Origin of the sequence: Streptomyces tanashiensis, assembly GCF_014648895.1 — a bacterium.
Lineage (GTDB): Bacteria > Actinomycetota > Actinomycetes > Streptomycetales > Streptomycetaceae > Streptomyces > Streptomyces tanashiensis.
Window position 1 is genome coordinate 168,594 of the sequence record NZ_BMRZ01000001.1, and the last position, 11,526, is coordinate 180,119.

General features: G+C 70.8%; 9 protein-coding genes. 4 read left to right on the forward strand and 5 right to left on the reverse strand.

Annotated features, from left to right (window positions below; all coding sequences use genetic code 11):
- Positions 1–69: 69 nt before the first annotated feature.
- The gene (locus IE237_RS00675) at positions 70–1,095 is read right to left on the reverse strand and encodes an ATP-dependent 6-phosphofructokinase (protein WP_189799807.1); all 1,026 of its coding nucleotides are present in this window, start codon (positions 1,093–1,095) and stop codon (positions 70–72) included.
- A gap of 303 nt (positions 1,096–1,398) precedes the next feature.
- On the opposite strand from IE237_RS00675, the gene pta reads away from it, so the two are divergent.
- From pta to pyk, 3 genes are all read left to right on the forward strand, one after another.
- Entirely contained in the window at positions 1,399–3,477 is a 2,079-nt protein-coding gene (gene pta, locus IE237_RS00680) for a phosphate acetyltransferase (RefSeq protein ID WP_189799808.1), read from the forward strand.
- The gene (locus tag IE237_RS00685) at positions 3,474–4,703 is read left to right on the forward strand and encodes an acetate kinase (RefSeq protein ID WP_189799809.1); all 1,230 of its coding nucleotides are present in this window, start codon (positions 3,474–3,476) and stop codon (positions 4,701–4,703) included. Before pta ends, IE237_RS00685 begins: the two co-directional genes overlap by 4 nt.
- 82 nt (positions 4,704–4,785) lie before the next feature.
- Positions 4,786–6,216: a pyruvate kinase gene (pyk, locus tag IE237_RS00690; RefSeq protein WP_189799810.1), complete on the forward strand. Its 1,431-nt coding sequence runs from the start codon at positions 4,786–4,788 to the stop codon at positions 6,214–6,216.
- Between the two features lie 85 nt (positions 6,217–6,301).
- Here pyk and IE237_RS00695 read toward each other — a convergent pair whose 3' ends face one another.
- The 4 genes from IE237_RS00695 to IE237_RS00710 all read right to left on the reverse strand — a co-directional run bounded on the left by IE237_RS00695 (position 6,302) and on the right by IE237_RS00710 (position 10,519).
- The gene (locus IE237_RS00695) at positions 6,302–7,606 is read right to left on the reverse strand and encodes a hypothetical protein (protein WP_189799811.1); all 1,305 of its coding nucleotides are present in this window, start codon (positions 7,604–7,606) and stop codon (positions 6,302–6,304) included.
- Positions 7,596–8,165 (reverse strand): DUF6114 domain-containing protein, encoded by a 570-nt coding sequence (locus IE237_RS00700; protein ID WP_189799812.1) that lies wholly within the window; start codon positions 8,163–8,165, stop codon positions 7,596–7,598. The genes IE237_RS00695 and IE237_RS00700 overlap by 11 nt, the downstream gene beginning before the upstream one ends.
- Before the next feature lie 119 nt (positions 8,166–8,284).
- Positions 8,285–8,950: a DUF6230 family protein gene (locus IE237_RS00705; RefSeq protein WP_189799813.1), complete on the reverse strand. Its 666-nt coding sequence runs from the start codon at positions 8,948–8,950 to the stop codon at positions 8,285–8,287.
- A 603-nt stretch (positions 8,951–9,553) separates the two neighbouring features.
- Positions 9,554–10,519, reverse strand: coding sequence for a tetratricopeptide repeat protein (locus IE237_RS00710; RefSeq protein WP_189799814.1), 966 nt, complete (start codon positions 10,517–10,519; stop codon positions 9,554–9,556).
- 328 nt (positions 10,520–10,847) lie between these two features.
- Here IE237_RS00710 and IE237_RS00715 point away from each other — a divergent pair, with 328 nt between their 5' ends.
- Positions 10,848–11,483, forward strand: coding sequence for a TetR/AcrR family transcriptional regulator (locus IE237_RS00715; protein ID WP_189799815.1), 636 nt, complete (start codon positions 10,848–10,850; stop codon positions 11,481–11,483).
- The last annotated feature ends 43 nt before the right edge of the window (positions 11,484–11,526 follow it).

An 11,526-nucleotide genomic window follows, 5' to 3' on the forward strand; every position in this document is an offset into this window, starting at 1 on the left:
CGGAGGTCCCGGCGCGGGGGGGGCCGGAGGACCGGGCCGTCCGGACCGCGCGGGTCCTCCCGCGGGAGGCTAGAAGACGGACTCGGCCTCGCGCATGCGGTCCTCGGGGACCCTCTTGAGCTGGGTCACGGCCTCGGCCAGCGGCACCATCTCCACGTTCGTGCCGCGCAGCGCCGTCATCCGGCCGAAGTCGCCGCGGTGCGCCGCCTCCACCGCGTGCCAGCCGAAGCGGGTCGCGAGCACCCGGTCGTACGCGGTCGGCGTGCCGCCGCGCTGCACGTGACCGAGGATGACCGGGCGGGCCTCCTTGCCGAGGCGCCGCTCCAGCTCGACGGCGAGCTGGTTGCCGATGCCCTGGAAGCGCTCGTGGCCGAACTGGTCGATCTCGCCCTTCTTGTAGTCCATCGAGCCCTCGGCGGGGTGGGCGCCCTCGGCGACGCAGATGACGGCGAACTTCTTGCCGCGCGCGAAGCGCTCCTCGACCATCTTGACGAGGTCGTCGATCTGGAAGGGGCGCTCGGGGAGGCAGATGCCGTGGGCGCCGCCGGCCATGCCGGACTCCAGGGCGATCCAGCCGGCGTGGCGGCCCATCACCTCGACGACCATCACGCGCTGGTGGGACTCGGCGGTGGTCTTGAGGCGGTCCATGGCCTCGGTGGCGACGCCGACGGCGGTGTCGAAGCCGAAGGTGCGGTCCGTGGAGGAGATGTCGTTGTCGATCGTCTTCGGGACGCCGACGACGGGCATGCCGGCGTCGGAGAGCATCCGCGCGGCGGTCAGGGTGCCTTCGCCGCCGATCGGGATGAGGACGTCGATGCCGTACTCGCGGGCCAGGTCGGAGGCGGAGTCGGCGGCCTCGCGGAGCCGGTTCCGCTCCAGGCGGGCCGAGCCGAGGATGGTGCCGCCGCGGGCCAGGATGCCGCTGACGGCGTCGAGGTCGAGGGGCCGGAAGTGGCCGTCGAGGAGGCCCTTGAACCCGTCCTCGAAGCCGATGACTTCGTCGTCGTGGCCGGTCAGCGCCCGGTGCACGACCGACCGGATCACTGCGTTCAGGCCGGGGCAGTCGCCGCCTGCGGTGAGAACTCCGATGCGCATCGTGCTGTGTCTCCTGCTCGGTCGCGGTCCGTTATGAGCCACCGCAATTCTCACACGCTCCGCCTGACGGGCGCGCTCGCCGGCGGTCAGCGCGTCCTCGTGGGGGGCTCCTGGGGGGCCTTTCGGCCCGGGTTTCCGGGCCCTTCGTCCGGCGGGCGACGTAACCATCGGCGGAGGTATTGTCAAGGGGGTAATGCCGCCCTATAGGGGCTTTCTGAGCACTGTCGATTGACGAACGGGCCGCAGAGGTGTCGCGAGGGCGCCGCTCGGCCCCTTCCGCAGGACTGGACAGGAGACCACGGCGTGACGCGCAGCGTGTACGTGACCGGGATCGACCGCGGTGACGGCCGCCAGGTCGTCGAGCTGGGAGTCATGGAGCTCCTCACCCGCCAGGTGGACCGGGTGGGGGTGTTCCGGCCACTGGTGCACGACGGCCCCGACCGGCTCTTCGATCTGCTGCGCGCCCGCTACCGCCTCTCGCAGGACGCCTCGACGGTCTACGGCATGGACTACCACGAGGCCTCCGCGCTCCAGGCCGAGCGGGGCACCGACGAGCTGGTGTCCCGGCTCGTCGACCGCTTCCACGCGGTCGCCCGCGACTACGAGGTCGTCCTCGTCCTCGGCACCGACTTCGCCGCCACCCAGCTCCCGGACGAGCTCGCGCTCAACGCGCGCCTCGCCAACGAGTTCGGCGCCTCCGTCATCCCGGTGGTCGGCGGCAAGGGCCAGACCGCCGAGTCCGTACGGGCCGAGGCGCGCAACGCCTTCCGGGCGTACGACGGGCTGGGCTGCGACGTGCTCGCGATGGTCGTCAACCGGGTGGCCGCCGAGGACCTCACGGCGCTGGAGCGGCTCGCGACCCGGGTCCCCGTGCCCTGCTACGTGCTGCCCGACGAGCCGGCGCTCGCCGCGCCCACCGTCGCCCAGATCACCCACGCGCTCGGCGCCTCCGTCGTCCTCGGCGACGACGCGGGGCTCGCGCGGGACGCGCTCGACTTCGTCTTCGGCGGCGCGATGCTGCCGAACTTCCTCAACGCGCTGACCCCGGGCTGCCTCGTCGTCACCCCCGGGGACCGCGCCGACCTCGTCATCGGCGCGCTCGCCGCGCACTCGGCCGGCACCCCGCCGATCGCCGGCGTGCTGCTCACCCTGAACGAGCGGCCCAGCGAGGAGATCCTGACCCTGGCGGCCCGCCTCGCGCCCGGCACCCCGGTCATCTCCGTGCCCGGCAACAGCTTCCCGACCGCCACCGAGCTGTTCTCGCTGGAGGGCAAGCTGAACGCGGCCACCCCGCGCAAGGCGGAGACCGCCCTCGGTCTCTTCGAGCGGCACGTGGACACGGCCGACCTCCTCAAGCGGATCTCGGTCGCGCGCAGCGGCCGGGTCACCCCGATGATGTTCGAGCACGAGCTGCTCGAACAGGCCCGGGCCGACCGGCGCCGGGTGGTGCTCCCGGAGGGCACCGAGGAGCGGGTGCTGCGCGCCGCCGATGTGCTGGTCCGCCGTGACGTCTGCGACCTGACGCTGCTCGGCGACGTCGAGGCCATCCGCAAGAAGGCGGCCGACCTGAGCGTGAACCTCGGCGACACGCAGCTGATCGACCCGCAGACCTCGGAGCTGCGCGACACGTTCGCGGAGAAGTACGCGGCGCTGCGGGCCCACAAGGGCGTCACCGTGGAGCTGGCGTACGACGTCGTCTCCGACGTGAACTACTTCGGCACGCTGATGGTCCAGGAGGGGCTGGCCGACGGCATGGTGTCGGGGTCCGTGCACTCCACGGCGGCGACCATCCGGCCCGCCTTCGAGATCATCAAGACGAAGCCGGACGCCTCGATCGTCTCCTCGGTGTTCTTCATGTGCCTCGCCGACAAGGTCCTGGTGTACGGCGACTGCGCGGTCAACCCCGACCCGAACGCCGAGCAGCTCGCGGACATCGCCGCCCAGTCGGCGGCGACGGCGGCCCGCTTCGGCGTGGAGCCGCGGATCGCGATGCTCTCGTACTCCACGGGCACCTCGGGCTCCGGCGCCGACGTCGACAAGGTGCGGGAGGCGACCAAGCTGGTCCGCGAGGCCCATCCGGAGCTGCGGATCGAGGGCCCGATCCAGTACGACGCCGCCGTCGAGCCCTCCGTCGCGGCGACGAAGCTGCCGGGTTCGGAGGTGGCGGGGCAGGCGACCGTGCTGATCTTCCCGGACCTCAACACGGGCAACAACACGTACAAGGCCGTGCAGCGTTCGGCCGGCGCCGTGGCCGTCGGCCCGGTGCTCCAGGGTCTGCGCAAGCCCGTGAACGACCTCTCGCGCGGCGCGCTCGTCAGCGACATCGTCAACACGGTCGCCATCACGGCGATCCAGTCCCAGGCCCAGGAGCTGCCGGCATGACGACTCCCACCCGTGTACTCGTCCTCAACTCCGGCTCCTCGTCGGTGAAGTACCAGCTGCTCGACATGCGTGACGACAGCCGCCTCGCGCAGGGGCTCGTGGAACGGATCGGCGAGGGGACCTCCCGGCTCGTCCACACGCCGCTGCAGGGCGGGGGAGGTCGGAAGCGCGAGAAGAACGGGCCGATCGCGGACCACGCCGCCGCGCTGAAGGCGGTCGCCGAGGAGCTGGCGGCGGACGGTCTGGGCCTGGACTCCCCCGAGTTGGCGGCGATCGGCCACCGGGTGGTGCACGGCGGACTGCGGTTCACCCAGCCGACGGTCATCGACGAAGAGGTGCTCGCGGAGATCGAGCGGCTCGTGCCGGTGGCGCCGCTGCACAACCCGGCGAACCTCACCGGCATCCGTACGGCGATGGCGCTGCGCCCGGACCTGCCGCAGGTGGCGGTCTTCGACACGGCCTTCCACACCACGATGCCGGAGTCGGCGGCGCGGTACGCGATCGACGTGGAGACCGCGGACGCGCACCGCATCCGCCGGTACGGCTTCCACGGCACCTCGCACGCGTACGTCTCGCGGGAGACGGCGCGGCTGCTCGGCAAGGAGCCGGAGGAGGTGAACGTGATCGTGCTGCACCTGGGGAACGGCGCCTCCGCCTCGGCGGTGCGGGGCGGCCGGTGCGTGGACACCTCGATGGGCCTGACGCCGCTGGAGGGCCTGGTCATGGGCACCCGCTCGGGCGACATCGACCCGGCCGTGACCTTCCACCTCAAGCGGGTGGCGGGCATGTCGGAGGACGAGATCGACGTGCTGCTGAACAAGAGGTCCGGTCTGGTGGGGCTCTGCGGCGACAACGACATGCGGGAGATCCGCCGGCGGATCGACGAGGGCGACGAGCGGGCGGCGCTCGCCTTCGACATCTACGTCCACCGCCTGAAGAAGTACATCGGGGCGTACTACGCGGTGCTCGGCCGGGTGGACGCGGTGGCGTTCACGGCGGGGGTCGGCGAGAACGCCGCGCCCGTGCGGGAGGCCGCGATCGCCGGTCTGGAGGAGCTGGGGCTCGCGGTGGACGCGGACCTCAACGCGGTGCGTTCCGACGAGGCCCGGATCATCTCGCCGGTGTACGCGCGGGTGGCGGTCGCCGTGGTGCCGACGGACGAGGAGCTGGAGATCGCACGCCAGAGCTACGCGCTCGTTCTGGACGAGGCGAGCTCGAACGAGTGAACGCTTGAGCGGGCCCGCGCCCATTTGTACTTTCCGCCAGACGGAATATTCCGCAGTGAAACAAACCGATAGGATCCGCCTCATGCGCCGTTCCAAAATCGTCTGCACGCTGGGCCCCGCCGTCGACTCGTATGAGCAGCTGAAGGCTCTCATCGAGGCCGGCATGAACGTGGCCCGATTCAACTTCAGCCACGGGTCCCAGGCAGAGCACCAGGAGCGGTACGACCGCGTCCGGCAGGTCTCCGCGGACACCGGTCGCGCCGTCGGTGTCCTCGCCGACCTCCAGGGCCCGAAGATCCGCCTGGAGACCTTCGCCGAGGGACCGGTCGAGCTGGTGCGCGGTGACGAGTTCACCATCACCACCGACGACGTCCCCGGTGACAAGTCGATCTGCGGCACCACCTACAAGGGTCTGCCGGGCGACGTCTCCAAGGGCGACCAGGTCCTGATCAACGACGGCAACGTCGAGCTGCGGGTCGTCGAGGTCGACGGCCCCCGGGTCAAGACCATCGTCGTCGAGGGCGGTGTCATCTCCGACCACAAGGGCATCAACCTGCCCGGCGCGGCGGTCAACGTCCCCGCCCTCTCCGAGAAGGACGTCGACGACCTCCGCTTCGCCCTGCGGATGGGCTGCGACATGGTCGCCCTCTCCTTCGTCCGCGACGCCGACGACGTCAAGGACGTCCACAAGGTGATGGACGAGGAGGGCCGCCGGGTCCCCGTCATCGCCAAGGTCGAGAAGCCGCAGGCCGTCGAGAACATGGCCGACGTCGTCGCCGCCTTCGACGCGGTCATGGTGGCCCGTGGCGACCTCGCGGTGGAGTACCCGCTGGAGAAGGTCCCGATGGTGCAGAAGCGCCTCGTGGAGATGTGCCGCCGCAACGCCAAGCCGGTCATCGTCGCCACCCAGATGATGGAGTCGATGATCACCAACTCGCGGCCGACCCGCGCCGAGGCGAGCGACGTCGCCAACGCGATCCTGGACGGCGCCGACGCGGTCATGCTGTCGGCCGAGTCCTCGGTCGGCGCGTACCCGATCGAGACCGTGAAGACGATGTCGAAGATCGTCGCCGCGGCCGAGGAGGAGCTCCTCTCCAAGGGCCTCCAGCCCCTGGTCCCCGGCAAGAAGCCGCGCACCCAGGGCGGCTCCGTCGCCCGCGCGGCCTGCGAGATCGCGGACTTCCTCGACGGCAAGGCGCTGATCGCCTTCACGCAGTCCGGCGACACGGCCCGCCGCCTGTCCCGCTACCGCACGCAGCAGCCGATCCTCGCCTTCACGACGGACGAGGGCACCCGCAACCAGCTCACCCTGAGCTGGGGCGTCGAGTCCTTCCTGGTCCCGTTCGTGGACAACACGGACTCCATGGTCGACCTCGTGGACGCCGAGCTCCTCAAGCTCCAGCGCTACAACGCGGGCGACACCATGGTCATCACCGCCGGCTCGCCCCCCGGCGTCCCGGGCACGACCAACATGGTCCGCGTGCACCACCTCGGCGGCGGCGAGCACAAGTGACGCCGCGCTGACGCCATGACGAGGGCCCCCGTCCGGATCGGACGGGGGCCCTCGTCATGGGCGGCTCCCGGAGTGGTACGCGGGGTCAGCTGGGCTCGATCGTGTTGCGGAGGCCCTTGACCTTGAGGGTGCCGCCGAACTGACCCGCCTGCTTGAGCTTCACGTTGGTGAAGAAGACCTCGGGGATGTTCAGCGGAGGCGGGGACTCGGGGCCGAAGGTGATCGGGATGATGCCGAGGAGGTTGCCCTTCAGCTCCTCCGTGTACATCGTCACCGTGCCGCCGGTGATCGTCGACGTGGTGCCCTTGTCCGAGCGGACGTGCCCGGTGAGGCCGTCGGAGTGCTCCGTCAGCTGGTGCAGGTCCTTGATCCCCACCGAGGACGCGGTGAACTTCAGCACCTTCTTGATCTTGCCACTGCCGGTCTTCACCTCGACGATGCCGTGGTACTTCAGACCGTGCAGCGTGAGCCACGAGCTCTCCAGACGCCAGGGCTCGTCCGGGAGGAGCGGGATGCCCTGCTCCAGGTCGGCGTCGGCGAGCGCCTGCTCGTCCAGTTCGGGGCACGGGAAGCGGGGCTTGGCCCCGTCGGGTATGTCCGTGTCCTGCTTGACGTCGAGCCCCTTGGCGCTCTCGGGGAGCTCCTCGACCTCGGCACCGGCCTTCGCCGCGGCCTTCTCGATCGCCGTCCGCGTCCCCTCGTCGTCCGGGTCCGCCGCGGGCTTCGGCTTCGAGGACGCGGTGGCGGTCGGCGCCGGCGCGTCGGCCGTCGGCTTCTCGGCGGGTGCCGCGGTCTGCTGCGGGGCGGAGGTGGTCGGCGCCGCCGTCGTGGGCGTGGCCGTCGGCTCCTTGTCCGGGCCGTCGAAGAGGTCCTTCAGGGCGTCGCCGACGCCCAGCGGGTCCAGCGGGTTCTTGGACTTCGTGGGCGAGGCGGTGGCCGTGGGGGTCGCGGTGGGCGCGGGGGCGTTCTGCGCCTGCTCCCGCGTCTGCTGCGCGGCCGTCTGCCCGGTCGCCGTCGCGGTGGGCGTCGGGGTCGCGGACGGGGTCGCGGTGGCGGACGGGGTCGCGGTCGCCGAGGGGGTGTCCGTCGGCCTGACCGTGGCGGTGGCGGTGGGCTTGGCGCTCTCCTCCGGCTTCGCCGTCTCCGTCGCCTCCGGTGTCGGCTCGTCCGAGCGCGTCACACAGGGGCCGGGGGCGAAGGGCAGGTCCTTGTCGTCCGCGAGGGCGAGCTTGGGCGTGAGGCCCATGCCCACGAACACCGCGGTCGGCATGGCCGCCAGTGCCATCGCCTTCCCGGCGGGGCCCTGGATCCTGTTCAGCAGCGACTTGCGCGGGGCCGCGTGCCGCGGGCCCTCCTTCGCGAGCGCCGACTGATTCTCGTCACCCCGCACTGTTCCTCCCGCCGTTGGCGTCGATCGTCGATTCGGTCGCCTGGTGCTCCGCCTCGCGCTGCTCCGGGACCACGGCCGCCGGCACGACCTCCGTCTCGGGCTCCGCACCGGCCTCGTCCGAGGCCTCCGGCCGACCGTCGTGCTGTGCGTCCTCGGTCTCCTCGACCGGGGGCGCGGGCGCCCAGGCGGCGGAGAGGCCGCCTCCGATGAGGGCGAAGAGGAATCCGATGACGAGGCCGCCGAAGTTCGACACCGGGATGGAGACGAGTGCCAGGATGATCGACGCAACGCCCGCGAAGACCCGGACGACGGGCTGGAACCACATCGTCAGACCGAGCGTGATGAGCAGGACGCCGATGATCAGCGCGCCCGCGCCGGCGGTCGTCTGCATGGCGAGCGTGACGTTGCCGAGCCGCATGTCCCCGTACGGGAGGTAGGCGATCGGTACGCCGCCGATCATGGTGAACAGTCCCGCCCAGAAGGGCCGGGTCTGCCTCCAGACCTTGAACCGGTTCTCCTTTTTGGGGACTTCGCGGGAAGCGGGGATCTCGGCGCTCATGGAACAGCTCCCTGGAAGCGGTGTTGCTGAGAAAGATGGAGAGAACGAACCTGGCGGGTGGGACCGCACGCGACGGCCCCACCCCTCAGGACGGATCGGTCCTCAGGGACCGGCCGGTCCTAGTAGCACTCGGCGTCCGTGCCCCGGTGCAGCGACAGGTGCAGGTCGGGGAGCTTGAAGGTGCCGGCCGTGGTGGCCCAGGCCTTCTGCTGCACGTTGTTCAGCGTCGCCTGCTCGGCGCGCTGGCCGAAGCCGTACGGGTTGGCCTTGGTGTTGGGCTGGATGCCCGGCTTGCCCGGCGACTTCGGGAGGGCACCGGCGGCGACGCCGATGTCGATGTTGGTGAACTCGGCGTCGGCCTTGAGCTCGGAGACATCCAGGTAGATGCCCTTCGCGTAGACCTTGTCCGCGTCCTTGCCGGTCTTGGCGGCCTCGGTGCCGGCCTCCAGGCGGAGGGTGACGTCACCGATGAACGGCACCTTCGGCGTGACGACCGACTGGCACATGTTCGTGATCCAGGCCTCGGAGAAGCCGGACACGGCCACCGGGGCGGCGAAGTCCTTGCCCTCGAGGTCCTTGCCCGCGTCCACGCTGCCGTACTGGACGAAGTCCGTACCGACGAGGCTGTTGGCCTTAACCTTGAATTCCTGGCCGGAGATGCTGAAGGACGCGGCCAGCGCGCCCTGGGCCAGGCCGACACCGATCGCGGCCGTCGCGGCCACGCTCGGGACCATGACGACGGCGAACCGCTTCCATCTGGTCCCGCCACGAACCTGGGACTTCATGAGAATTCCTCCTTCTCGGACGTACATCTCCGGAGGGCCCGGGGGGCCACCCTGGGATGGGAGAAGAGCTACGTCCTCGGGAAGGAGAGCGCCGAGGCATCAGGCGGCGCGATGCGCGTCCGAATCACCGGCGATCACCCCCGAGCGACAACCATGGGTCACGCCTTCGGGCGCGACCTGTTGTGGACAGGCCCCGTTCGGTGAGAGCGGGAACCCCCCTGTCCGCGACCGGTGCCGGAACACCGGTCCACTCGGTGGGGACCCTGGCCGCGATCCCGGTTGGTTGCCGGGGTGGTGCGGTTCGGACCGAGCGTCGCCGATCGTGGTCCATTCCGGGCCCCCGCACAAGGGGGTTCGTTACTGGCTAGTAACGGGTGGATAACCACGTCATGGCGGCGCGGTACCGAACGGGCACTCTGGGTACGTTCGAGCGACCGGGAATGTCGGTAGATCATCGGATGAATCCGGACAGAATGCCGGGTTCGATTTACTGCAAGTAACAGCGGCCGCGATTACCAAGTTTTGGTAAAGCGCGGCCGCGTTTTGTCACCCTGCTGCCAAATCGTCAAACGATCCGGCGCCCTGAACCGGGCCGGACAGCCCTCAGAACAGCACCCGGGCGAGGGCCTGCCGGGCCGCCGTCACGCGCGGGTCGTCGGAGCCGATCACCTCGAACAGCTCCAGGAGGCGCAGCCGCGCCGCGTTCCGGTCCTCGCCCGCCGTACGGCGCACGGTCTCCACGAGACGGCCGAAGGCGTCCTGCACGTGACCGCCCACCAGGTCGAGGTCCGCGGCGGCGATCTGCGCGGTGACATCGGCCGGATTGTCCGCCGCGTTCCTGCGGACGGCGCCGGGGTCCAGATCCTGCACCCTGGTGAGCAGTTCGGCCTGGGCGAGGCCGAGCTTGGCCTCCGGGTGGGCCGGGTCGTCGGCGAGCACGTTCTTGTAGGCCTGGACGGCGCCCGCCAGGTCACCCGCGTCGAGGGCGGACATGGCCGCTTCGAGGAGGGCGTCGTACGGGCCGGCGGGCCGCGCGGCGGGGGCGGAGGCATCGGCGTCGGCGTCCACGGCGATGCCCGTGAGGCCGAAACGCTCCTCGCCGACCTGGATCAGCTGGTCGAGGGTCTCCCGGATCTGCGCCTCGGGCACGGCGCCCTGGAACAGCGGCAGCGCCTGACCGGCGACCACCGCGAAAACGGCCGGAATTCCCTGGATGCCGAACTGCTGCATCAGCATCTGGTTGGCGTCGACGTCGATCTTGGCGAGCAGGAAGCGGCCGTTGTACTCGACGGCGAGACGCTCCAGGAGGGGGCCCAGCTGCTTGCAGGGCTCGCACCACTCGGCCCAGAAGTCGAGGACGACCGGAACCTCGGCGGAGCGCTGGAGCACATCACGCTCGAAGCCGGCCTCGTCGACGTCGATCACCAGGGCCGAGGGGGACACGGCGGCGGAACCGCCCTGCCGGGCGGCTTCGGCGCGCACCTGCTCCGCCTTCGCCTTGGCCTCTCCGGCCGCCTTCACCGCGGCGAGGTCGACGACGCCGCTCATGGACATGTTTCGGGGCTGCATGGATACATCCTCCCCCCTCCGCGCGCGTAACCGGTAAGTCATGGCTGAACCGTGCCGTCCGCGCATCTCCCGCCGGTGTGCGAGACGCGTGGACGACACGGTTCTTCGTCTTCGGTGGCACCGGGTCCCCACCCGGCACCTTCTGTCGTGCCGGGTCCCCACCCGGCACTGCGGTTGTCGCTCAGGCCGCTCAATGCCTTTCGCTACAGGTCGTAGCGTAACTCCAGGGGAGGAGCGCGCGGGAGGGCGCGAGCGGGATCCGCGCGGTGAACTGCCTCACATCACCGGCCTCTGGCGGTATACCTACCGGCGGGTATGGTCGCTTTTCATGTGTAGTCGCACCAACCCCCGCAGCAGCCGTACCGGGCGCCCCCGCTCCACCGAGGCCCACACGGCCATCCTGGAGGCGACCCGCGCGGCCCTGGTCGAGCTGGGCTGGTCCAAGCTCACGATGGGGGACGTGGCGGGCCGCGCCGGGGTTGCGAAGACGACGCTCTACCGCCGCTGGGCCAACAAGAACGAGCTCGTCGTCGACGCCGTCGCCGTCCTCTTCGACGAACTCGAACTGCCCGACCTGGGTTCCCTCCAGGCCGACATCGAGCACGTGGTGCTGCAGTTCGCGGCCCTCCTCGAACGGCCCGAGACGAAGACGGCCCTGATGGCCGTCGTGGCCGAATCGACCCGGGACGAGCCGCTGCGCGAGCGCATCCGCGCCTCCATAGTCGACCGCCAGAAGCGGCTGGTCCTCGCGGGCCGCGAGCGGGCGCAGCAGCGCGGTGAACTCCCGGCGGGCCGTGACCCGATGGCGGTGGACGCCACCGACGACCTGATCTTCGACGTCATCGCCGGCGCGGTCGTGCACCGGGCGCTGGTCAGCGCCGAGCCGGTCGACGCGCCCTGGGTGGCCCGGCTCTCCGCCCTCCTGGTGGGCGGCCTGGGAGCGGCCGCGGCGGCCGGGGCCTGAGACGACGAGGGGGCGGTACGGGAGTCCCGTACCGCCCCTTTGT